Origin of the sequence: Actinopolyspora sabaoui (genome assembly GCF_051225635.1) — a bacterium.
Lineage (GTDB): Bacteria > Actinomycetota > Actinomycetes > Mycobacteriales > Pseudonocardiaceae > Actinopolyspora.
In genome coordinates this window covers 237,715-258,897 of sequence record NZ_JBMIHH010000006.1, presented here as the reverse complement: position 1 = coordinate 258,897, position 21,183 = coordinate 237,715, and the positions used below count along the sequence as shown (strand labels likewise).

Annotated in this window: 22 protein-coding genes and 1 riboswitch; of the genes, 12 read left to right on the top strand and 10 right to left on the bottom strand. The window is 68.1% G+C overall.

Features of this window, described 5'->3' with window-relative positions; translation table 11 throughout:
- Window positions 1-58: 58 nt before the first annotated feature.
- Both ACOQFL_RS13600 and ACOQFL_RS13595 read right to left on the bottom strand, forming a co-directional pair.
- Window positions 59-343 (bottom strand): TM2 domain-containing protein, encoded by a 285-nt coding sequence (locus ACOQFL_RS13600; RefSeq protein WP_435544506.1) that lies wholly within the window; start codon window positions 341-343, stop codon window positions 59-61.
- 341 nt (window positions 344-684) lie between these two features.
- Entirely contained in the window at window positions 685-1,512 is an 828-nt protein-coding gene (locus tag ACOQFL_RS13595) for an SAM-dependent methyltransferase (protein WP_435544505.1), read from the bottom strand.
- A 230-nt stretch (window positions 1,513-1,742) separates the two neighbouring features.
- Here ACOQFL_RS13595 and ACOQFL_RS13590 point away from each other — a divergent pair, with 230 nt between their 5' ends.
- The 4 genes from ACOQFL_RS13590 (at window position 1,743) to ACOQFL_RS13575 (ending at window position 6,424) form a co-directional block, all read left to right on the top strand.
- Window positions 1,743-2,615, top strand: a complete 873-nt coding sequence (locus tag ACOQFL_RS13590) for an AraC family transcriptional regulator (protein WP_435544504.1) — start codon at window positions 1,743-1,745, stop codon at window positions 2,613-2,615.
- 238 nt (window positions 2,616-2,853) lie between these two features.
- The gene (locus ACOQFL_RS13585; RefSeq protein ID WP_435544503.1) at window positions 2,854-3,357 is read left to right on the top strand and encodes a 2Fe-2S iron-sulfur cluster-binding protein; all 504 of its coding nucleotides are present in this window, start codon (window positions 2,854-2,856) and stop codon (window positions 3,355-3,357) included.
- Window positions 3,354-4,346, top strand: a complete 993-nt coding sequence (locus tag ACOQFL_RS13580; RefSeq protein ID WP_435544502.1) for an FAD binding domain-containing protein — start codon at window positions 3,354-3,356, stop codon at window positions 4,344-4,346. Before ACOQFL_RS13585 ends, ACOQFL_RS13580 begins: the two co-directional genes overlap by 4 nt.
- A complete protein-coding gene (locus ACOQFL_RS13575) occupies window positions 4,343-6,424 on the top strand; it encodes a xanthine dehydrogenase family protein molybdopterin-binding subunit (protein ID WP_435544501.1) in 2,082 nt (693 codons plus the stop codon). The genes ACOQFL_RS13580 and ACOQFL_RS13575 overlap by 4 nt, the downstream gene beginning before the upstream one ends.
- A gap of 103 nt (window positions 6,425-6,527) precedes the next feature.
- Here ACOQFL_RS13575 and ACOQFL_RS13570 read toward each other — a convergent pair whose 3' ends face one another.
- Complete coding sequence (locus ACOQFL_RS13570) at window positions 6,528-6,914, bottom strand: hypothetical protein (RefSeq protein WP_435544500.1); 387 nt, start codon at window positions 6,912-6,914, stop codon at window positions 6,528-6,530.
- Between the two features lie 345 nt (window positions 6,915-7,259).
- Here ACOQFL_RS13570 and ACOQFL_RS13565 point away from each other — a divergent pair, with 345 nt between their 5' ends.
- A complete protein-coding gene (locus ACOQFL_RS13565) occupies window positions 7,260-7,475 on the top strand; it encodes a hypothetical protein (protein WP_435544499.1) in 216 nt (71 codons plus the stop codon).
- Window positions 7,476-7,548: 73 nt separating this feature from the next.
- Here the strand turns inward: ACOQFL_RS13565 and ACOQFL_RS13560 are convergent, their stop codons facing one another.
- The 6 genes from ACOQFL_RS13560 to ACOQFL_RS13535 all read right to left on the bottom strand — a co-directional run bounded on the left by ACOQFL_RS13560 (window position 7,549) and on the right by ACOQFL_RS13535 (window position 11,315).
- Entirely contained in the window at window positions 7,549-7,965 is a 417-nt protein-coding gene (locus ACOQFL_RS13560; RefSeq protein ID WP_435544498.1) for an excalibur calcium-binding domain-containing protein, read from the bottom strand.
- 33 nt (window positions 7,966-7,998) lie between these two features.
- The gene (locus ACOQFL_RS13555) at window positions 7,999-8,307 is read right to left on the bottom strand and encodes a hypothetical protein (protein ID WP_435544497.1); all 309 of its coding nucleotides are present in this window, start codon (window positions 8,305-8,307) and stop codon (window positions 7,999-8,001) included.
- Between the two features lie 184 nt (window positions 8,308-8,491).
- A complete protein-coding gene (locus ACOQFL_RS13550) occupies window positions 8,492-9,154 on the bottom strand; it encodes a pyridoxamine 5'-phosphate oxidase family protein (protein WP_435544496.1) in 663 nt (220 codons plus the stop codon).
- Between the two features lie 196 nt (window positions 9,155-9,350).
- On the bottom strand, window positions 9,351-9,683 hold the full coding sequence (locus ACOQFL_RS13545) for a hypothetical protein (protein ID WP_435544495.1): 333 nt from the start codon (window positions 9,681-9,683) through the stop codon (window positions 9,351-9,353).
- The gene (locus ACOQFL_RS13540) at window positions 9,667-9,906 is read right to left on the bottom strand and encodes a DUF397 domain-containing protein (RefSeq protein ID WP_435544494.1); all 240 of its coding nucleotides are present in this window, start codon (window positions 9,904-9,906) and stop codon (window positions 9,667-9,669) included. Before ACOQFL_RS13540 ends, ACOQFL_RS13545 begins: the two co-directional genes overlap by 17 nt.
- Before the next feature lie 515 nt (window positions 9,907-10,421).
- Window positions 10,422-11,315 (bottom strand): Sco1979 family transcriptional regulator, encoded by an 894-nt coding sequence (locus ACOQFL_RS13535; RefSeq protein WP_435544493.1) that lies wholly within the window; start codon window positions 11,313-11,315, stop codon window positions 10,422-10,424.
- 223 nt (window positions 11,316-11,538) lie between these two features.
- Here ACOQFL_RS13535 and ACOQFL_RS13530 point away from each other — a divergent pair, with 223 nt between their 5' ends.
- Complete coding sequence (locus tag ACOQFL_RS13530) at window positions 11,539-12,378, top strand: SAM-dependent methyltransferase (RefSeq protein WP_435544492.1); 840 nt, start codon at window positions 11,539-11,541, stop codon at window positions 12,376-12,378.
- Between the two features lie 222 nt (window positions 12,379-12,600).
- On the opposite strand, the gene ACOQFL_RS13525 is transcribed toward ACOQFL_RS13530, so the two are convergent.
- Window positions 12,601-13,782 (bottom strand): 8-amino-7-oxononanoate synthase, encoded by a 1,182-nt coding sequence (locus ACOQFL_RS13525; RefSeq protein ID WP_435544491.1) that lies wholly within the window; start codon window positions 13,780-13,782, stop codon window positions 12,601-12,603.
- Window positions 13,783-13,867: 85 nt separating this feature from the next.
- On the opposite strand from ACOQFL_RS13525, the gene ACOQFL_RS13520 reads away from it, so the two are divergent.
- The 6 genes from ACOQFL_RS13520 to ACOQFL_RS13495 all read left to right on the top strand — a co-directional run bounded on the left by ACOQFL_RS13520 (window position 13,868) and on the right by ACOQFL_RS13495 (window position 21,180).
- Window positions 13,868-15,223, top strand: a complete 1,356-nt coding sequence (locus tag ACOQFL_RS13520) for an adenosylmethionine--8-amino-7-oxononanoate transaminase (RefSeq protein WP_435544490.1) — start codon at window positions 13,868-13,870, stop codon at window positions 15,221-15,223.
- 14 nt (window positions 15,224-15,237) lie between these two features.
- Window positions 15,238-15,942 carry a dethiobiotin synthase gene (gene bioD / locus ACOQFL_RS13515; protein ID WP_435544690.1) on the top strand — a complete coding sequence of 235 codons (705 nt, stop codon included), beginning with the start codon at window positions 15,238-15,240 and terminating at the stop codon, window positions 15,940-15,942.
- 141 nt (window positions 15,943-16,083) lie between these two features.
- Window positions 16,084-17,046 carry an FAD-dependent oxidoreductase gene (locus ACOQFL_RS13510; protein WP_435544489.1) on the top strand — a complete coding sequence of 321 codons (963 nt, stop codon included), beginning with the start codon at window positions 16,084-16,086 and terminating at the stop codon, window positions 17,044-17,046.
- A gap of 119 nt (window positions 17,047-17,165) precedes the next feature.
- Window positions 17,166-17,275: riboswitch (TPP riboswitch) on the top strand.
- Between the two features lie 34 nt (window positions 17,276-17,309).
- On the top strand, window positions 17,310-18,365 hold the full coding sequence (locus ACOQFL_RS13505) for a thiamine ABC transporter substrate-binding protein (protein WP_435544488.1): 1,056 nt from the start codon (window positions 17,310-17,312) through the stop codon (window positions 18,363-18,365).
- Between the two features lie 77 nt (window positions 18,366-18,442).
- Window positions 18,443-20,068 (top strand): ABC transporter permease, encoded by a 1,626-nt coding sequence (locus ACOQFL_RS13500; protein ID WP_435544487.1) that lies wholly within the window; start codon window positions 18,443-18,445, stop codon window positions 20,066-20,068.
- Window positions 20,068-21,180 carry an ABC transporter ATP-binding protein gene (locus ACOQFL_RS13495; RefSeq protein WP_435544486.1) on the top strand — a complete coding sequence of 371 codons (1,113 nt, stop codon included), beginning with the start codon at window positions 20,068-20,070 and terminating at the stop codon, window positions 21,178-21,180. The genes ACOQFL_RS13500 and ACOQFL_RS13495 overlap by 1 nt, the downstream gene beginning before the upstream one ends.
- Window positions 21,181-21,183 lie beyond the last annotated feature (3 nt).

The window sequence follows — 21,183 nt, the reverse complement described above, 5'->3', positions numbered from 1 at the left end:
CGAGGGCACCTGCTCGGGCGAGCGCCGCGTCACGACCGCGCGGGCAACGACCGCGTCGTTACACTTTGTTCGTGTCGCGCTGCCGCAGTTCGCCGGCCAGCTCCAGGTTGTGCTGTTTGATCCAGCCGGGAATGAGGAAGGCGTCCACGATTGCCCACACGGCACTGATGGGGCTGGTGATGACGAGCACCGTGCACACCAGCTGTGCGACGGCGGTCCCGACGCGGTTGCCCGCGTAGAACCGGTGGGCACCGAACAGGCCGAGAAAGACCCACAGCACGTAGCTGACCGCCAGCGATTTCTGTCGGGCCTGGTATTCCATCATGTCGTATTCAGCGTTCAACCGGATATCTCCTCATGGGGCGCCTTGGCAGAGCCGCCTCATCCTATGTTCCTCCCGGGTGCTGCCCCGATCGGGGCAGCAGGGTGCGGTCGTATGGTTCACGAGGTGATTTTCAGTGCCGTGACCAGCGGTTTCTGGGTCGCGAGTTCCTGTGGCGCGGGGTGGGGTTCTCCCTCGCGAAGGCGGGCTCGCGCGGGAGGACACGAATTCGTATCCGTCCGGTTTTCCGGTCGTTGTGATTCGTCCGGGCGGAAGGGAGTGTCAGCACCGGAATTCCACTTCGGAGTTGTCGCATCGTTGTTTCGGGTGAATTTCGCGGGAAATTCACGGACCTTGGGACGTCACTCCGGCACCCGAGCCAGCCCGGCGTAGATTCCGCTGGGCTCGGTGGGGCCCGCGATCTCGCCGTGGTGCCAGTGCTGGGCGTAGCGGATTCCCGGCTCGACGAGTCGGGTGCCCTCGAACAGGCTCAGTATCTCCCCGAAGTCCCGCGGGTGTGCCTGGTGGCCGGCCCGGCTGTGCCGGATGCGCTCGGCCAACCCACTCGTGTTCACGTCGCTGTCGTCGGTGGTCAGGTGCGAGATCGCGATGTAGCTGCCGGGCGCCACTCCCGCCCGGTACTTCGCCACCGTGTCGCGTAGCCGATCGGTGTCGGGGAAGTACTGCAGCACGCAGAGCAGCAACACCGCCACCGGCCGGTTCAGGTCGAGCATGCCGCGGGTGACCGGCGAGTTCAGCACCTCCGCCGGGTCGGTGAGATCGCTCCGCAGGATGGTGGCCCTGTCCACCCCTTCGAGCAGCAGCTCGCTGTGCGAGACCGTTACGGGTTCGCTGTCCACGTAGACCACCCGGGACCCCGGGGCGTGCCGGTGCGCGATCTCGTGCACGTTGCCGATCGTTGGTACCCCGGAGCCCAGGTCGAGGAACTGGTCCACCCCTTGGCGACAGCAGTGGCTCACCATGCGGCGCAGCAGTGACCTGTTCTCGCGCGCCATGTTCGCGATCCGGGGTTCGCTCTCGGCGATGTGGTCACCCAGCTCGCGGTCCACGGCGAAGTTCGCCGATCCGCCGAGCCAGTAGTCGTAGACCCGCGCGGGGCTGGGACAACCCACGTCGGTGTCGCCGGAGAGCCGGTAAGCGCGTTCGGGCGATTCGTCGAGGCCGGTCATAAGCTCTCCCACACCGGAGGTTCGCGACGAACACAGCCTACGCCTCGCCCCGAGTCGTCACCGTCCGGAAGTGAATACGGTTTGGAACCGCCTGCCCACGTGGACCGGCGGTTCGTGCGCGGTACCGCTCGCCCGGGCCCACCCGCGGGCCACCCGACCGCATCGGGCACGAAAGGTCGGGTGGACGCGACAGCCGAGGCCCTAGTTTCGAATCCGGAAAGGAGGTCACCGTGCTCGACCGTCTCAACGAGGCCATGGACCACATCGAGCGGCACGTCGCCGCAGACATCGAAATCGAGGTGCTCGCCCGGATCGCCCACACCTCGCCATACCACTTCCGGCGGATGTTCGCGACGCTCGCGGGAATCCCGCTGTCGGAGTACGTGCGCAGGCGCAGGTTGACGCTGGCAGCGGGTGAGGTGCTGGCCGAGCGGCGCTCGCTGCTCGACATCGCCGTGACCTACGGCTACGGCTCCGGCGAGAGCTTCGCACGGGCGTTCCGCGCCGTGCACGGTGTCGGTCCGGCTGAGGCGAGACGTTCCGGGGCGGCACTGACCTCCCAACCACGGATGACGTTTCACCTCACCGTCGAAGGGAGCACACCCATGGAGTTCCGGATCGTCGAGAAGGCCGAGTTCCGGCTGCTCGGCTACCGCACCGAAGTGCCGATGGTGCACGAGGGGCACAACGAGGCCATCGCCGAGTTCACCGCGAGTATCGGGACCGAGCGGTTGGCGCGGTTGAAGCCGCTCTCGGACCAGGAACCGCGGGGCATCGTTTCCGCGGTGGAGCCGCTGGACGGCTCGACGCGTTCCGAAGGTAGCCCGGTCGACTTCCTGCAGGGGGTGGTGTCCTCGGCCGCCGCCCCCGAGGAAGAAGAAGTCGCGGAGCGCGTCGTGCCCGCCGGGACGTGGGCGGTGTTCCACGCGGCGGGCGAACCACCGGAAGCCGCGCAGTACATCTGGCGGGACGTGTACGCCCAGTGGTTCCCGTCCAACCCCTACCGCAGCGTGCCCGGCCCGGAGATCCTGAGTGCCCAGCCGTCCGGGGAGGGCACCCTGATGAACTACGAACTGTGGTTGCCCGTGGAACACACCGGCTGAGCCGGGTTCGCCACTCCGCACGGGGCCGTGCCGCGAGGCATGGCCCCACCGGGCACCCGGGTACGCCGAGGTCGTCCGGCACCGGTAGGTAGCGGTGAATCCCTTCCCGTAACGGGGAACGTTCGACGTGAGTTCACATCGCGGGCGGACCGCGCGCGTACGATGATCACTGAACCCCGCTCTGACACGGGTGTCGTTCGAGATCACCGCCCTACACGATCAAGAGGCGATTTTCGGAATGGACTCGGAGATAACCCTGCGGGTGGACGGACGGCGGGAAACGCTGTCCGTGGACACCCGGACGACTCTGTTGGACGCACTACGCGAACGATTGGGGGTGACCTCCCCGAAGAAGGGATGCGACCACGGGCAGTGCGGCGCCTGCACCGTGCTGTTGGACGGCAGGCGTGCCACCAGCTGTCTGACCTTCGCCGTCGCCAACGACGACAGTGAGGTCGTCACCGCCGAAGGGCTGGCCGAGGAGGACGAACCGCACCCGGTGCAGCAGGCACTGTTGAACAACGACGGTTTCCAGTGCGGCTACTGCACCCCGGGCCAGGTCTGCTCCGCGGTGGGCATGTTGGACGAGGCCAAGTCGGGCTGGCCCAGCTACGTGACCGAGGACCTCGAGGAGCCGGTGGAACTCGACGAGGACGAGATCCGCGAACGCATGAGCGGCAACCTCTGCCGCTGCGGTGCCTACGCCAACATCGTCACAGCCATTCGAGAGGCCGCCGAGTGAAACCCTTCGACTACCAGCGCGCCACCGACGCCGACAGCGCGATCGCGACCGTCAGCCGCGATCCCGAAGCGCGCTACATCGGTGGCGGAACCAACCTCGTGGACCACATGAAGCTGGGGATCACCGAACCGGGAAAACTGGTCGACATCACCCGGCTGCCTTACGACTCGGTCGAGTCGCTGCCCGACGGGCGGGTCCGCATCGGTGCCACGGTGCGCAACAGCGACCTGGCGGCGGAGCCGGTGATCCGGCAGCGCTACCCCGTGCTCGCGCAGGCACTGCTTTCCGGGGCCTCCGGGCAGCTGCGCAACCTCGCGACCACGGGCGGCAACCTGCTGCAGCGCACCCGCTGCTCCTACTTCCAGGACGTCACCACCCCGTGCAACAAGCGCGAACCCGGCTCGGGGTGCTCGGCGCTGGAGGGCTGGAACCGGCACCACGCCGTGCTCGGTGCCTCCGAGCGGTGCGTGGCGACCCACCCCTCGGACATGGCGGTCGCGCTGGCCGCGCTCGACGCCGACGTGCTGCTTGAGGGGCCGGACGGGCAGCGCACCGTGCCGGTGACCGAGCTGCACCGGCTGCCGGGCGACGAGCCGGAACAGGACACCGTGTTGCGCCACGGCGAGCTCGTCACCGCCGTCGAACTCCCGTCGCTGCCCTTCGCCGCCCGTTCGCGCTACCGCAAGGTGCGGGACCGGGCCTCCTACGCCTTCGCGCTCGTCTCGGTGGCGGCGGCGGTCGAGGTCACCGACGGTGCGATCACCGACATCCGGATCGCCTTCGGCGGTCTCGCGCACAAGCCCTGGCGGGCCACGGCGGCGGAACGGGCGCTGCACGGCGCCCCGGCCACCGAGGAGGCGTTCCGCGCGGCGGCCGATGCCGAACTCGCCGAGGCGGAAACGCTGCGCGACAACGAGTTCAAAGTCCCCATGACCCGCAACACCCTGGCATCGGTGCTGCGCGAGCTCACCCAGCAGGAGGGATCATGACCGGAGCGACCCGGGCCACACCGTCGGGTCCGGAACGGATCGAGGGCCGCGCCAAGGTGACCGGCACCGCGCCTTACGCCTTCGAACATCCCGCCACGAACCCGCTCTACCTGCACCCGTTGCGGGCGACGATCGCGCGGGGGCGCGTCACGCGCATCGACACCGACGCGGCCGAACGGGTCGACGGGGTGCACACCGTGCTGACCCATCGCAACGCGGACGCCCTGAATCCCATCGGTGATCCCGAACTGGCCGTGCTGCAGTCCGACGGGATCGATTACCGCGGCCAACTCATCGGAGCGGTGGTCGCCGAGACGCCGGAGATCGCGGCGCACGCCGCCGGGCTCGTCGACGTTCGCTACGAGCGGCTGCCGCACGACAGCGAATTCCGGGACGACGCGGCCATCGTCTACACCCCGGATGCCGATGCCAGTCCCATGCTGTCGCCGGACCTGGAGCGGGGCGACGTGGACGCCGCGCTCGCCGAGGCGGCCCACACGGTGGACGCCACGTACACCACCCCGCCCGAGCACCACAACCCGATCGAACCGCACGCCGTCATCGCGACGTGGGACGAGAACGGACTCACCCTCCACGACTCGAACCAGGGGTCGCACCTGGTGCGGGATCTGCTGGCCGCGCTGGTCGGCCTCGACAAGCAGCGGGTCAGCGTGATCGCGCCGCACGTCGGGGGTGCCTTCGGATCCAAGGGGATGCCGCACGGCCACGTGGCGCTGACGGTGCTTGCCGCGCGCCGGACGGCGGGCAGGCCGGTCAAGTGCGCGCTGTCGCGCACCCAGATGTTCGAGCTGGTGGGCTACCGCCCGCCCACCCGGCAGCGGGTGCGGCTCGGTGCCGACCCCGAGGGTCGCCTCACCGCCACCGAGCACGACTCGCTGGAGCAGACCTCCCGGTTCAAGCAGTACGCCGAGCAGAGCGCGAGCGCCTCGCGGGAGATGTACGCGTCCCCGAACCGGCGCGTCACCAACCGGCTCGCCGCGCTGGACGTGCCCGCGCCGACCTGGATGCGGGCCCCCGGTGAGGCCGCCGGGATGTACGCGTTGGAAACCGCTGTGGACGAGTTGGCGGTTCGGTCCGGGATCGACCCGATCGAGCTCCGGGTGCGCAACGAACCCGAGGTCGCTCCGGTCTCCGGGCTGCCGTTCTCCAGCCGCAACCTGGTCGCCTGCCTGCGGCAGGGGGCCGAGCGGTTCGGATGGCACGAACGCGACCCCCGGGCGGGAACGCGACGGGAAGGTGACTGGCTCGTGGGCACCGGGGTGGCCGCCGCCAGCTTCCCGAGCCTGTTCTTCCCGGGATCGCTGGCCACCGTCCGCCACGAGTCCGCCGGGAAGTACCGGGTGGAGATCGGTGCGGTCGACATCGGGACGGGCTCCCGCACGGCGCTGACCCAGCTCGCGGCTGAGGCGCTGGAGGTCCCGTTCGAGGATGTGGAGCTTCGGCTCGGCAGCACCGAGCAGCCGCATGCCAGCCTGGCTGGTGGGTCCACCGGAACAGCCTCGTGGGGATCGACCGTCGTGGCAGCGGCGCGTTCGTTCCGCACCGAACACGGCGACGATCCGGCCGAGGGGGCCGAGACCACGGCGGGGGCGGCCGACAATCCGGATATCGGCAAGTACGCGATGCACGCCTACGGTGCGCAGTTCGCGGAGGTGCGGGTGGACGCCGACACCGGTGAGGTGCGGGTTCCCCGGATGCTGGGAGTGTTCGCGGCCGGCCGGATCGTCAATCCGCGAACCGCGCACTCGCAGTTCCTCGGCGGGATGACGATGGGGCTCTCCATGGCGCTGCACGAGCACAGCGTGGTCGACGAACGCTTCGGCCACGTCGTCAACCACGACCTCGCCGGTTATCACATCGCGGGCAACGCGGATGTGGGCTCGATCGAGGTGAGCTGGATCGACGAGCACGATCCGCACGTCAACTCGGTGGGTGCCAAGGGCATCGGCGAGGTCGGGATCGTCGGCACGGCGGCGGCCATCGGCAACGCCGCCTACCACGCCACCGGCGTGCGGGTGCGGGATCTGCCGCTGACTCCCGACAAGTTCCTGCACTGACTCCCGCGCGGCACTCGGCACCGGTTTCGCTCGGCACCGGTTTCCCCGGAACCGGTGCCGGGACGTGCCCGGCCGAGCGGGAGACCGAAGCGAGTGGCGGGCGTCACCTGCGGTTCGTGGTGGGCCGTCCGCCGGTGGAGGTGGGCCTGCCGCCAGAGGTGGCTCTGCCGCCCGACCTCGACCCGTTGCCTGACTTTGATCCGCTGCTCGCCCTCGAACCGCCGGCCGACCTCGCTCCGCCGGAGCGGGGCGAGCCGCGGCCCGCTTCCTGGCGCCTGCCCCAGGTGTTGTGCCAGCGCCAGTTGATCCAACCGTCCAGCACCAGGACGAGGACTCCCAGCACGGCCATGATCAGCCCCAGCACCGGCATGATCGCCAGGCCCACGAACAGCGCCGCCACCAGCAGCGGGACGACCGCTATCCAGCAGAAGGGATCGATACTGCCGAAGAACGTCGGGTTGCGTTCGGCTCTGCTCGGTTCACGCGCCAACGGAGTGCTCGCTTTCCAGCGGGTCGGGGGCAGCAGCGATTATCGGCGGTTCCCGCGTTCGAACCGACCGCAGGGGTGCCGTTGTGCTTCCACCCTGCGTCAACTCCCGTGATGTCGGCACGGTTTCACCACAAGGTGTGGAATTGGTCACCCTCGGTTCGAATTCGGCGGTAAGTGCCCAGTCGAAGACTCACCCTATAGTGTGAGTTCTTGATGATCTTGCCGAGTGTTCCTGCTGCCGGTGTAACCGGACCGGTTGCTGGACACGGTCCATGGATTCGGAGGTGGAGTTTGGCTATCGGTTCGTCGCGCACTTCGCGGAGAAGATCGTTTGTTACGGCTTTCGTGACGTGGTCCTTCGTCACGTTGCTCAACTTCGTGACACTGCTGTTCACGTTGAGCCAGGTGCCGGACCGCAACTACTGGGTTCTGCTGATCAACCTCCTCTGCGTCCTGCTGGGCGGCCCGATGGCCGTGCTGTACGGAATGTTTCTCTACCGCGCGAGGCAGCGAGGCGAGGCCGACGGTGGTGCGCGTGCTGACACCCAGCGTGTGTCGTAGTTACCCACGATGAGTCCTGGCAGGAGCGCTGCCTGACCAAAGCGCTGCCGAGGAACGCCGCGCGGTATCGCCGTCAGCCCTCGCAGCCGAGCCCGTCGCCGTCCGAGTCGAACCGATGCGGATCACCCGGCCTTACCCGGAAGTTCTTCGCCGAGAGCTGTGAACAGTCCTTGTCCGGTGGGGGGTGGGAATCGGTAGCCGCCGGAATCGCGCTGCTCGGTGTCGGGCGGTGACTCCGGTTCGGGCCGTGGTTCCTGTCGCGGTCGGGATTCCGGCGGTGTTCTCCGGTACGGGAACGATGCCCGGTCCGTTTGAGTTGGCGGTGGCGCAGCAGCTTAGCGAGTAGCTGGCAGCCGAACACGAGTAACGTGCAACCGAGTCGTGGCCAGGGCGACTCCACCTGCCAGGTGAGGTACAGAAACACCGGCAGCAGCAGCACCGAGAGCGTGTACAGCGCGAGCTGGAGTCCGGTGTGCTTCGGTTCCGGCACGTCAGCACCTCGACAACGGGCGGGTGGCGATCGTCAGTCGGTCCCTTCCGCGGTTTCCGCGGAGCGGTACTTGTTCGGCCGCAACGTCGAGCGATCCGGGACGCCGAACCGCCACTTCTCGGGTTTCATCGGACCCGTGGGGTTCGGTTCCATGGTGGTGAAGCGCCGCAGCACGAGGACCCCGGCACCGCCCGCTGCCACGAGTATCGGAAATCCCGCCCAGAGGGGGATCTCCAGCATGTTCACGACGAGAGTGGCAGTCGGAGCCGCCATGAACCCCACACCCCGCCAGAAGTACTCCCGCTTGGAAAGCGGCTGAAAAATACCGTTGTCGGTTCCCATAACCCGCTCCGATACGAACGTCCCCCACAGTCAGAACACCATGCGGGGAGATCACGGGTCAACGCGGAAGTGTGTCCGATCACGACGCTCATTGTCCCGGTGGTTCGTCGTGGTGTTTCCGCCTGCCCGAACGGACTGGGCGCGAATCCCGGCCGTCACGAGCGGAGAAACGACCGCGAGCTTGTCAGCCGTACAGCTTCTTCGCGTACTCCGCGCCGTAGTAGTGCTCCAACTCGGCCAGGCTCTTCTCCGGTGTCTCCAGCGTTTTGGCGATGGCCGGGCGCGAATCCACCGCCTCGGGGTTCCAGCTCTCCGGGTTCCAGAGCTCGGAACGCATGAACGCCTTGGCGCAGTGGTGGAAGATCTGCTCGATCTCGACGATCAGCGCCAGTACCGGGCGGTGCCCCCTCACCTCCATGCGTTCGAAGAACGGGGCCCACCGAACGATCCGCGCGCGTCCGTTGATCCGCAGCGTGTCGCCCCTACCGGGCAGCATGTAGAGCAGCCCGACGTGCGGATTGCGCAGTATGTTGCGGAAACCGTCCGCGCGGCGATTACCCGGCCGTTCCGGCAGCGCGATCGTGGAGTCGTCCAGCACCAGCGTGAACCCAGGCGGATCCCCCTTGGGGGAGACGTCGCAGCGCCCCAGTTCGTCGGAGGTGGCCACCAGGCAGAACGGTGAGTGTGCCAGCCAGTGTTTGTCCAGTTCGTGCAGCTCGGCGCGTTCCTTGTCCAGGGTCCGTCGCAACGGAGTGCCCAACAGTTCCCGAAGTTCCTCTTCGTCGGTCACTTCGAGCTGCTCGGATTCCGAGTCGCCGTACCCGGAATTCCTCGGTGAGTCGTCCATTCGAGCCGTTCCTCCTCCGACGAGATTTGCCCGCCTCGAGCACGGTAGGCCGTGGCTACGAGGCGGGCAGTGATCCCGGTCATGCCGGACGGAACTTCCGGGCCTGTTACGGCCGCGCGGTTTCGGAAGAGTTTTTCCGGCGGTAAGGGAGGTAGGGCCACCGATGGATCTCGGCGGAACTCCTGTGGGCGCGGTTTCAGATTCCCGCTGCGACCAGCAGGGATCCGGGGGTGTGGTCGTCGGGAAGTTCGAGCAGCCGGTCGAGCACCTCGCAGACCCGGCCGCTGGAGTGCCACCAGGTGATACTCGGTTCGAAGACGTTCTCCTCGTAACTCGGCATTCTGGTGGCCGTCACGCTGTCCTCGGACTCGAGGCGGACCACGTCGATGACGTTGTCGTGCCCCCGCACGCCGACCAGCGCCCGCAGCTCTCCACGGGAGTCGGTGGACTGCATGAACTGAAAACCCCGGGCCATCAGTTCACGCAGTCGCGCGTCCGAATCGCACTGGGCATCAGTTGATGAAGTCATCGAACTCCCCGTCCTTCGCACCCGCCACGAAGGCGGCGATCTCGGCGCGGGTGTAAACGAGAGCGGTGCCTTCCGGGTCACGGGAATTGCGCATGGCGACCTCGCCGCCGTTGAGTGCGGCGACCTCCACACAGTTCCCTATCGCACCGCTGTGCCTGCTCTTGCGCCACCGCACACTCGGCAGCTCGGCCGCCGAGGTGCTGGTGCGGACCCTCTCGCTCATGTGGTCACCTTTTCTGCGTGTTGTGCATCTGCACGTGCACGAGATCTTGCCAGTGGTATACCGGAAAGGCAATGCATCTGCACGTGCAGCTGCACGAATACACACGATCGTGCGAGATTGTTCAGGGTTCCTGTGCGGGGCGTCGTCCGGGTATCCTGCCTGGAAAACCGGCCTCCGGCCAGGTTGTGCCGCGCGAGCCACTGGTGGCGCGTGCTGCTCTGTTCGATACTCGGGATAGCAGGTTTCCCGGTTCGTTTTCGTCGAGCCGCGCGTGTTCGGCGACGCGACTCACTCGAATGGGTGAATTAGGTGGCCGTAAGTGATCGGCGCTCCGAGATATGGCCCATTCCTCGGGAAACCCGGCCGACGGTCCCCACTCGCGGGACCAATGACGCGCCTTTCCCCGGAGCTCAGTGAGGCGCGTGGCGTAGGCGGTTACTCGGTGCGGGCCCTCCCGGGGCGGGGCTCAGCGGGAGGTTCCGCCACGTAACCACCTACGAGCACCGAACCGGGACTCAGAGTTCCGCCCGCACCTTGTGCAACAACTTCCTGGACTCCTCCGGAGTCTCGGCGTCCACGGTCAGATGGTCGAACACTCTGCTGTACTGTTCGATCTCCTCCGGTTTGTCCAGATGCAGCGCGCCCGCCAGATGTTCCACGTAGACCAGGTTCGGAAGTTCCGGCTCCGCGAAGCGCAACATGCTGAACGAGCCCTCGGCGGCGTAACCGCTGAGCCGGTACGGGAGCACCTGCAGCGTGATGGTGGAACGCTTGGTCATTTCCAGCAGGTGGTCCAACTGTTGCCGCATCACGTCCAGTCCACCGATGGGCCGGTGTAACACGGACTCGTCGATCACGGCCCACACCCGCGGGGCCTGCGGCCCGTTGAGCAGTTTCTGCCGCTGCATGCGCAGTGCCACCCTGCGCCGCACGTTCTCGTCGGCCAGCTCCGGTCTGCCGTGACTGGCGATGGCTTTGGCGTAGGGCTCGATCTGCAGCAGCCCCGGTACGAACTGAAGTTCGTAGGCCTGGATCCGCGAGGCCGACTCCTCCAGGCCGACGAAGTCCTGGAACCAGTCGGGCATCAGATCGCTGTAGCGGTTCCACCAGCCGGGCTGCTTGGACTCGCGCACCATTTCCAGGAACGGTCGCTGCTGCTCGTCGTCGGTGACCCCGTAGCACTTGAGCAGGTCGCGGACGTCGCGTTCCTTCAGGCTGACCTTGGCGAGCTCGATCCGGCTGATCTTGGATTCCGAGCCACGAATCTCGTCCGCTGCCTGGGCCCGCGTGATGTCGGCGTTCTCGCGCAGCCTGCGCAGCTGTGCGCCCAGCACGATTCGTCTGGCTGTCGGTTTCGGATGTTCCTCGACGTGTTCGTCATCGGGTTCGCCGGAATCGACGGTGGTCATCCCCACTCCTGTTCGTCGGTGTACACACCGGATTCTCGCTTTCACACTGTAGTCGGCAATGAACTCGTTCGGGGGTAAGGCGATCCGGCATTCGTGCCAATCGAAGTTCTGCCGCACGGTTTCGTGAGGTTACCTCCTCGTGCTTGCATTTACAGCATGCGTTGACACTCCTACGCCGAGTGCACCGTCCGACCCTGACCCCGACCCCCGACACGAGGTTGAGATGATCGAAGCAGGATCCCCGCCGGTGAGCGACACTCCGGTCCACATCGATACGAGCAAGGCGAGTATCGCCAGGGTCTACGACGCATTTCTCGGTGGCAAGGACAACTACGAAGTCGATCGGCAAGTCTTCGAGGGAGTCAAGCAGGCGGCGCCGGAAGCGGCGGATCTGGCCTGGGACAACCGCGAGTTCCTGATCCGGACGATCCGGTTCCTGGCCAGCCAGACCAACCTCTCGCAGTTCCTGGACTGCGGTTCCGGCTTACCGACCGCCGAGAACACCCATCAAGTGGCCCAGCGGCTCAGACCCGAGGCCAGGGTCGTCTATGTGGACAACGATCCGGTGGTGCTCGCCCACGGGCGTGCGTTGCTGGAGGAGAACGAAAAAACCCACTTCAGCCCGGCCGACATCTTCGAACCGCGTGCCATTCTGGAAGACCCGGTGGTCAACGACCACATCGACTTCTCCGAGCCGCTGGCACTGCTCCATGTCGGAACGTTGCACCACCATGTCGGCGAACGCGATCCCGGCGACATCATGCGGGAGTACATCGAGGCGTTGCCCTCCGGATCGTTCGTGGTGTTGAGCCATTTCTTCGATCCGCAGGACGACGGCTACTACACCGCGCTGGCCAACAGGATGGACGAGCGCTTCACCCACAGTCCGATGGGAAGCGGGAAGTTCCGCACCGAAGAACAGATCCGGAGCATGTTCCCGGGACTGGAACTGGTGGAGCCGGGGCTGGTGCGGTGCTGTGACTGGTGGCCCGACGGCCCCCGCTACAAGCAGGAGCCGGAAGTGTCGAACTGCATCGTGGGAGCCGTGGGCCGCAAGCCCTGAGCGAGGTCCGCCGGCACCTGCCCGAACCCGCCCGATGGGTTCTCCCGCGAAACCTCACCCCGGCAGGAGCGGTGACGATTTCGGGAGTGTTCCCGCGGCGCTGCCCTTACGGCGCTCTCGTGCCGGAGGAGCACTCCCGCCACCGGCGCCGCTTCGGGAGGATTCCGGCCGTTCGAGGAGTTCCGACGCTCGGGTTCGCGGCCGTATCCCTCGCGTCCCGTCTCACCTCGCGCCCGCAGGGGCGGTTTCGGCGAGCACGGCCGCGATCTCGGTGATCCGCTCCGGCCTCAGCTCGGCCCGCGCCGTCAGCCGCAACCGAGCGTCCCCGTCCGGAACCGAGGGCGGCCGGAAGCACCCCACTCGTATGCCGCGGCGCAGGCATGCCGCGGCCCACGCCACGGCGGCGTTGGCCCCGCCCACGGGAATTCCCAGCACCGCGGCCCCGGGGCGGGTGGCGGGCACGCCGCGTCGCACCAGCTCCCGGTGCAGTCCTTCGGCCACCCCACGTACCCGTGCGTGACGCTCCGGTTCCTCCCGCAACACACCCAGGGCCGCCGCTGCCGCCGCCACAGCGGGAGGAGCAAGGCCGGTGTCGAAAACGAAGGTGCGGGCCGTCTGCCTGAGGTGCTCGATCACGCGGTACGGTCCCAGCACCGCCCCGCCCTGGGCGCCCAGCGACTTGGACAGGGTCACCGTGCTCACCACGTCCGGTGCGGCGCGCATGCCGAACTCGGTCAGTGCGCCGGCACCTCCCTCGCCGAGCACGCCGAGGCCGTGCGCGTCGTCGACCAGCAGCGCCGCCCCGTTCGCGCGGCAGACCCGCAGTGCGTCCCGCAGCGGTGCGGTGTCACCGTCCACGGAGAACACCGACTCGGTCAGCAGCAGACCGGCCCCCGGCGACTGGGAGAGCTCGCTCGCCGCCGCGTCGGGATCGGTGTGGTCCACGATGCGCACCTCCGCTCGGGAAAGCCTGCATCCGTCGATCAGTGACGCGTGGTTGTGACTGTCGGAGACGAGTAGCGAACGTTCGTCGGCCAGTGCTGTGATCATCGCCAGGTTGGCGGTGTAGCCCGAGGAGAACACCAGCGCCGATTCCGTGCCGTAGAACTCCGCGAGTTCGGTCTCCAGCGTGGTGTGCGACTCCGTCGTTCCGGTGACCAGGCGCGAACCGGTCGAGCCCGCTCCCCACAGCCGCGCGGCCTCAGCGGCCGCTTCGGTGACCGTGCGGTGGGTTGCCAGCCCGAGGTAGTCGTTGCCCGCGAGGTCCAGCGTGTTCTCCCGCGCCGATCTCGTCGGCGGTCTCCTGGTCAGTCCCGCCCGGTCGCGGTGTTCGGCTTCCCGGTCCAGTCGGGCGAACACGGTTTCCGGATCCGGCTCGTCGGGGGTGGTGCTTCGAGGTGGCATGTCGTCAGAGCCTGTGGGAGCGGCGAACCGGTGGCCAGTGGTCGGAAGGTACAACCCCGGTCGCGCGGATTTGTTCCCGCCGCGAATGGGGTTTCGTCCGGCGGCGCGGCAGCATTCCGGTGTGCTCAGAGCCCTGTCGGACATCCCGCTGTCGCCGGAAGAACTGTCTCAACTGGACAGAAATCACGTCTGGCACCCCTATTCGGAGATGCCCGCGGTCGCGGAATCGCTGACCGTGACCGACGCCCACGGGGTGAGGCTGCGCACCCGTTCCGAGCGGTACGGGCAGCGGGAACTCATCGACGGCATGTCCTCCTGGTGGGCGGCGATACACGGCTACCGCCACCCCGATCTCGACGAGGCGGTCCGGCGGCAGCTCGACCGTGCGAGCCACGTGATGTTCGGAGGTCTCACCCACGAACCCGCCGTGCGGCTCGCCGCGAGCCTCGCCGAGATCACCCCCGATTCGCTGCGGCACGTCTTCCTGGCCGACTCCGGTTCGGTGGCGATCGAAGTGGCGGTCAAGATGTGTCTGCAGTACTGGCGCGGTCTGGGGCGTGCCGGGAAACGACGGTTGCTCACCTGGCGCGGTGGTTATCACGGCGACACCTGGCACCCGATGTCGGTGTGCGACCCGGAAGGCGGGATGCACCAGCTGTGGCAGGGTGCGTTGCCCGAACAGCTCTTCGCCGCGGCCCCACCCGCCGGGTTCGACGCCGAGGTCGAACGCGACTACCTCGAACACTTCGAGGAGCTGCTGCGGCGCCACCACGAGGAACTGGCCGCCGTCGTGATCGAACCGATCGTGCAGGGTGCGGGTGGCATGCGGTTCCACTCGCCCGAGTACCCGCGCGCGTTGCGCGAGTTGGCCGACCGCTACGAGGTGCTGCTCGTCTTCGACGAGATCGCCACCGGCTTCGGGCGGACCGGTGAGCTGTTCGCCGCCGACCACTCCGGGGTGTCACCGGACGTGATGTGTCTGGGAAAGGCGCTCACCGGCGGTTACCTGAGCATGGCCGCGACGTTGTGCGCCGGCCACGTCGCCGAGGGCATAACGCGGGGTTCGGTGCCCGTGTTGGCGCACGGCCCCACTTTCATGGGCAACCCCCTCGCTGCCGCGGTGGCCCGCGCCTCGTTGCGGGCACTGCTGGAACGGGACTGGCGCGGTGAGATCGGTGCGATCGAGTCCGGACTGTGGGCCGGGCTGTCCCCGCTTCGGGAGCTGCCCGGGGTGCGTGATGTGCGGGTGCTCGGAGCGATCGGTGTCGTACAGCTCGATCACGAGGTGGACACCACCGCCGCGAGTCGTGCGGCGGTCGAGCGCGGGGTGTGGCTGCGTCCGTTCCGCGACCTGATCTACACCATGCCGCCCTACGTGATCGGTCCCGAGGACCTGGCCACGGTGACCGAGGCCGTTCGTGCGGCCGCGGCGGCGGGGTGAGCACGGTGGGCGGGATTCTTTTCGTGACCGGGACCGACACCGGCGTCGGCAAGACAGTGGTCACTGCCGCGCTGGCCGCGACCGCTTCCGGCTCGGTGGCGGTGCTCAAACCCGCGCAGACCGGAACCGTGGGCGACGGCGAGGGTGACGCCGCGGCGATCGGGCGAATGACCGGTGGGGTCGAGCGAACCACGGGTGAAATCACCACTTCGGAACTCGCGCGGCACCGCGACCCGTTGGCACCCGCCGCGGCGGCGCGCCGCGACGGGATTTCGCCGGTCACACCGGGACGGATCGTCGCGGCGGTCGCACGATTGGTCGCCACGCACGATCTCGTGCTGGTGGAAGGGGCCGGTGGGTTGCTGGTTCCCTACGACGACCACGGCGGCACACTCGCCGACGCGGCGGGCGCACTGGCCGCGCCGGTGCTGGTGGTGTGCCCGGCAGGACTGGGTGCGCTGAACGCGAGTGCGCTGACCGTGCGGGAACTGCGGCACCGCGGGTTGGACTGTCCCGGGCTCGTGATCGGAAGTCGACCGAGCGATCCCGATCTCGCGGCGCGCTGCAACGCGGTCGACCTTCCCGCCGTGACCGGAGTTCCGCTGCTCGGAGCGCTGCCCGAGGGGGCCGGGCTACTGCGGGGTGCCGAGTTCCGCGCCGTCGCGGCAGCGGGGCTGGCGCCCGCACTCGGTGGGGAGTGGGCCGGGGTCGGACAGTGATTCCTCCCGAGTGCGGGGCACTTCCCACGGGCGAACCACGACACCTCCCTTCGCCGGGCTCGTATGTGCCCCGGGCGAGCATCGGTGTCGGTGCCTCCGAAGAAGGTGTCCCGAGTACTCGTCCGGTGTTACCGTCACTTCGTGACTGGTCGATCCTCGGACGTGTTGGTCATCGGCGCCGGTGTTTCGGGACTTACCACGGCCGTGTTGCTCGCCGAGCGCGGCTGTCACGTGCGTATCAGAACCATCGAGTATCCCGACGAGACCACCTCGGCGGTGGCCGGGGCGATATGGGGACCGATCTCGTTGGGGCCCCGGGAGCGCGCCGTCGGGTGGGCGCGACGCTCCCACGGGCTGTTCCTGGAGCTGGCGGGCGATCCGAGCACGGGAGTGCATCTGGCCCTCGGCACGGTGGCCAGCCGTGAGCCGATCGCCGCGAAGCGGCCCGAGGAGACCCGACTGATGACGGATCTTCGTGCCTGCGAGCCGGGCGAACTGCCGCACGGGTTCTCGGCCGGTGCGCGGGCCACACTGCCGTTGATCGACATGCCCCGCTATCTGGACTACCTCACCCGCCGGTTCCGTGCGGCCGGTGGTGAGCTGCTCCGCAGCCCGGTTTCCAGCCTCTCGGACGCCGCCGGGGAGAGCCGGACCGTGGTCAACTGCACCGGGGTGGGAGCTCGGGAGCTGGTCGGCGACCCCGGTGTGCTGCCCGTGCTCGGGCAGCACGTGGTCGTGGAGAATCCGGGTATCGAGGAGTACTTCGTCGAGCTCTCCGAGAGCGGCCGGTGGGCCAGTTACATGCCGCACGGTGACCGGTTGGTGCTCGGCGGTGTCGCGGTGCCGCACGCCTGGGACCGCGTTCCGGACAGGGAGGTCACGACGGGAATTCTGCGCCGTTGCGCCGAGATCCGGCCCGAGCTGCGCGACGCGCCCGTCCGGGAGGAGATCGTCGGCCTGCGCCCCCGGAGCGAAAGCGTACGGCTGAAGGTGGAGCACTACGAAGGCGCCCGCATCGTGCACAACTACGGCCACGGCGGCGACGGGGTGGCGGTCTCCTGGGGGTGCGCGCACGAAGCGGCCGAGCTGGCCACGAGCGAATAGCGGTGCGGCTGCCCACGGGAAGTTCCGCGGGATGAGTCGCCGGCAAGATTGGGCCGACGAAGCCCGACCGGAATGAATCACTCTCGGGTCCGGTCGGGATTGTGGGATGCAGTAGACTTCCGGTTCGCCACGGGAGTCCAGTGCGCTGGGCTGAGAGGAGGACACGGGGTCCTCGACCGTCCTACTTGAACCGGGTAATGCCGGCGCAGGGAGGCGTGCGATCAGCTCGGTGTCGCACTCGTGGTGTGACCACGGGAGGATCGTTGAGACGCAGTATCGCACGTCGAACGCGTGCCGCGCTGGCAGTGGCAGTCACATTACTGGTGGCCGGTTGCTCACTCATGGGCACCGGCCGTGACTCGCAGCGCCCTACAGTGACGCTGGTCACGCACGATTCGTTCGTGATCAGTGATGAATTACGGAACAGCTTCCAACAGGATTCCGGCTATCGCCTCCGGATTCTGCGAAAGGGAGACGCTGGCGAACTCACCAACGAGCTGGTGCTCACCAAGGACGCCCCGATCGGCGACGTCGCCTTCGGTGTCGATTCCACGTATCTCTCACGCGCCGTCGACAACGGAGTGTTCGCCTCCTATCGCCCCGAGGGCGCTGAGCACATCTCGATCAAGTACGCCTACGGCGCCAACGACAGCCCGATACCCGTCGACGCGGGCGACGTCTGCGTCAACATCGATCTGCGCTGGTTCGAGCAGCACGCCCTGGAGCCGCCCGCCGAACTCGCGGATCTGGCCGAGCCGCGCTACGCGGGCCTGTTCGCCGTTCCCGATCCGGCTACCTCCTCGCCCGGGCTCGCCTTCCTGCTCAACACCGTCGCCACGTTCGGCGAGCAGGGGTGGCAGAACTACTGGCGACAACTGCTGGACAACGACGTTCGCATCTCCTCGGGCTGGCAGCAGGCCTACAAGCAGGACTTCTCCGGCTCGTCCGGCGGCGGATCCCGGCCGATCGTGCTGTCCTACGCCTCCTCACCCGCCGCCGAGGTCGACCAGAACGGACAACCGCGCACCAAGGCACTTCTGGGAACGTGCTACCGCCAGGTCGAGTACGCCGGTGTCATCGACGGGACCACGAACCTCAAGAAAGCACGGGAGCTGATGGACTTCCTGCTCTCGTGGAAGTTCCAGCGTCGGTTGCCCGAGCAGATGTACGTCTATCCGGTGCTCACGGGGGTTGAGCTGCCGGAGAGCTGGCAGGACGTCGCCCCGCGGCCGTCCGAGTCCACCGAGATGAAGCCGCAGCGGGTGGAACGCAACCGCGCCGAGTGGATACGCCAGTGGCGGTCCCTGACGAACCGGTGACGGCCGACGGGGAGTCGGGAAGCCGGGCAACGGCGAACGGTGCCTCATTGAACGGTGCCTCATTGAACGGTGCCTCATTGAACAGGGCCAGGGCCGACGGCACTCCGGTTTCCCGTGCACGTCCGCGCGGGCACGCCGCGTTCATCACAGTGGGCGCGGCGCTGGTGCTCGGCTTTCTCGGTGTGTTCTTCGCGTGGCCGGTGGCAGCCATCCTGCGCCTCGGACTGAGCTCGGGCCTCGACGAGGTGCTGACCGCTCCGGAAACCTGGCGGATCGTCGCCTTCACCCTCGGCCAGGCGGCGGCCTCCACCCTGCTGGCGGTCGCTGCGGGAATGCCGCTGGCCTACCTGCTCGCTCGGGTGCCCGTGCCGGGAAAGGCACTGCTGCGAGCCCTGATCACCGTCCCGTTCGTACTGCCCACCCTGGTGGTGGGGATGGCCTTTCGCGCCCTGCTCGGCACCGCCGAGCCGAACGCGTGGGCGATCGTATCGGCCAACGCGTTCTTCAACATCGCCGTCGTCGCCCGGACCGTCAGCGGGCTGTGGACCCAGCTCGACCCGAGAGCGACCGACGCGGCCCGCAGTCTCGGGGCCGGACCGTTCCGTGCTTTCCGCACCGTGACGCTACCCGCGTTGCGCCCCGCACTCTGGTCGGCCGCGGCGGTGGTCTTCCTGTTCTGCTCCACCAGCTTCGGCGTGGTCCTGGTACTGGGCGGCGGACGCTACCGGACGCTGGAAACGGAAATCTACCTGCGCACCGTGCGACTGCTCGACCTGTCCGGTGCGGCCGCGCTGTCGTTGCTGCAGTTCGCGGCGGTGCTGGCCGCGCTGGCCGTAGCCGCGATCGCCCGGGGACGCAGGGAGAACGCGCTCGCACCGCACCGGTCACGAGCCGCCGCACGACGCCCGAGCGGTCTCGAGTGGATACCGGTGGGCTGCGCGGTCGTCGTGCTCGGCGCGCTGACCGCTCCGATCATCGCCCTGCTCGTGCGTTCGGTGAACTCGCGCGGCGGTTGGAGTCTGGCAGGCTACCGGGCGTTGTCCGGCACCGGCGGAGTACTGGACGTCTCGGGATGGCAGGCCGCGTGGAACTCGCTGCGTGCCGCCACCGACGCCACGTGGATGTCGTTGCTGCTCGGAGTGCTCGCCTGCCTGGTGCTGACGAGTCTGCGCAGTCGGTGGGCGGCGGAACTCATGGACGCAGCCCTGATGCTGCCGCTGGGGATCTCCGCCGTCACGGTCGGCTTCGGCTACCTCGTCACGCTGCACGTGCTGCCGGGTGATCTGCGGACCTCGCCGCTGCTGGTGCCGTTCGCCCAGGCCCTGGTGATCACGCCACTGGTGATCAGAACGATACTGCCGGTCCTGCGCTCGGTGGATCCACGGGTGCGTGCCGCCGCCGCGACGCTGGGAGCCGGACCGTGGCGGATTCGGCGGGAGGTGGACCTGCCGCTGGCGGGGCGGGCAGTGGTGACCGCCGCGGGCCTCGGTTTCGTCGTGGCACTGGGCGAGTTCGGCGCCACCGGCTTCCTGGCCCGTCCGGAAGCACCGACACTTCCGGTGGCGATCAGCACGCTGCTCAGCCGCCCCGGCGAACTGAACACCCAGATGGCCTATGCGGCCTGTGCACTGCTGATGCTGGTCACCGCCGGGGCGGTGCTGATCATCGAAACCCTGCGTTCCGATTCGTCGGGAGAGTTCTGATGCGTTCCGTACTCGGGTCCTCGGAAACAACGGCGGTCCCGGAAACCCGCCGTGAGCCGGACGACGGCCTGCGGTTGGAAGGGCTGACGGTGCGCTACGGCGGCACCACGGCACTGTCCGCTGTGGACCTTCGCGTGCCGCGCGGTGAGGTGCTGGCCGTGTTGGGGCCCTCCGGCTGTGGCAAGACCACCCTGCTTCGAAGCGTGGCCGGGCTGGAACGTCCTTCGGCCGGACGGGTCGCCTTCGACGGGCTCGAGCTGTCCGGGGTTCCGGTGCACCGCCGTGGTTTCGGCATGGTCTTCCAGGACGGCCAGCTCTTCAGGCATCGCGACGTGGCGGGCAATGTGGACTTCGCGCTGCGGATGCGATCGGTCGGCAGACGCGAGCGCCGCGACACGGTGAGTCGACTTCTCGAACTGGTCGGACTGGTCGGGTATCAGGATCGACGGGTCACCGAGTTGTCCGGTGGGCAGGCGCAACGGGTCGCGCTGGCACGGGCGCTGGCGGCCGAACCCCGGTTGCTGCTGCTGGACGAGCCGCTTTCCGGGCTGGACCGGAGGCTGCGGGAGCGGCTGGCCGTGGATCTGGCACGTTTGCTCGATCTGAACCGGATGACCGGTGTGCTGGTGACCCACGACCACGACGAGGCCTTCACACTCGCCGACCGGACAGCGGTACTCGTGGCGGGGCGGATCGAACAACTCGACACGCCGTGGCGCCTCTGGCACCGGCCCGCGACCGAGGAGGTGGCCCGCTTCCTGGGCTGCGGCACCGTGCTGTCCGGGCACGCCGACGGCGAGACGATCCGCTGCGAACTCGGTACGGTGCCTCGTCCCTCGGATTGTCCTTCGGGGACCGTCCGAATCGGACTGCGTGCGACGGGGCTGCGGGCCGCGCCCGCTGAGGATGGGACCCCGGATGGGCAGCGGCGCGCCGTGGTGCGGGAACGGGTCCACCGGCACGACCACGTTCGCGTGACAGTGACCGTGCCCGACGCGCCGTGGCTCGACTCGCTGGAAGCCGTCACCTCGCTCGACGACGTGCCCCACGTCGACGAGGAGGTGACGCTGACCCTGGATCCGAGCGGGACGGCCCTGATCACCGACACGTAGTAC

Coding starts and splice junctions, on each gene's coding strand:
- ACOQFL_RS13595 (WP_435544505.1), bottom strand. CDS start 1,512: ATGACCGGCCTCGACGAATCGCCCGAACGCGCTTACCGGCTCTCCGGC.
- ACOQFL_RS13585 (WP_435544503.1), top strand. CDS start 2,854: ATGGACTCGGAGATAACCCTGCGGGTGGACGGACGGCGGGAAACGCTG.
- ACOQFL_RS13575 (WP_435544501.1), top strand. CDS start 4,343: ATGACCGGAGCGACCCGGGCCACACCGTCGGGTCCGGAACGGATCGAG.
- ACOQFL_RS13555 (WP_435544497.1), bottom strand. CDS start 8,307: ATGGGAACCGACAACGGTATTTTTCAGCCGCTTTCCAAGCGGGAGTAC.
- ACOQFL_RS13550 (WP_435544496.1), bottom strand. CDS start 9,154: ATGGACGACTCACCGAGGAATTCCGGGTACGGCGACTCGGAATCCGAG.
- ACOQFL_RS13545 (WP_435544495.1), bottom strand. CDS start 9,683: ATGACTTCATCAACTGATGCCCAGTGCGATTCGGACGCGCGACTGCGT.
- ACOQFL_RS13540 (WP_435544494.1), bottom strand. CDS start 9,906: ATGAGCGAGAGGGTCCGCACCAGCACCTCGGCGGCCGAGCTGCCGAGT.
- ACOQFL_RS13535 (WP_435544493.1), bottom strand. CDS start 11,315: ATGACCACCGTCGATTCCGGCGAACCCGATGACGAACACGTCGAGGAA.
- ACOQFL_RS13530 (WP_435544492.1), top strand. CDS start 11,539: ATGATCGAAGCAGGATCCCCGCCGGTGAGCGACACTCCGGTCCACATC.
- ACOQFL_RS13525 (WP_435544491.1), bottom strand. CDS start 13,782: ATGCCACCTCGAAGCACCACCCCCGACGAGCCGGATCCGGAAACCGTG.
- ACOQFL_RS13520 (WP_435544490.1), top strand. CDS start 13,868: ATGGGGTTTCGTCCGGCGGCGCGGCAGCATTCCGGTGTGCTCAGAGCC.
- ACOQFL_RS13495 (WP_435544486.1), top strand. CDS start 20,068: ATGCGTTCCGTACTCGGGTCCTCGGAAACAACGGCGGTCCCGGAAACC.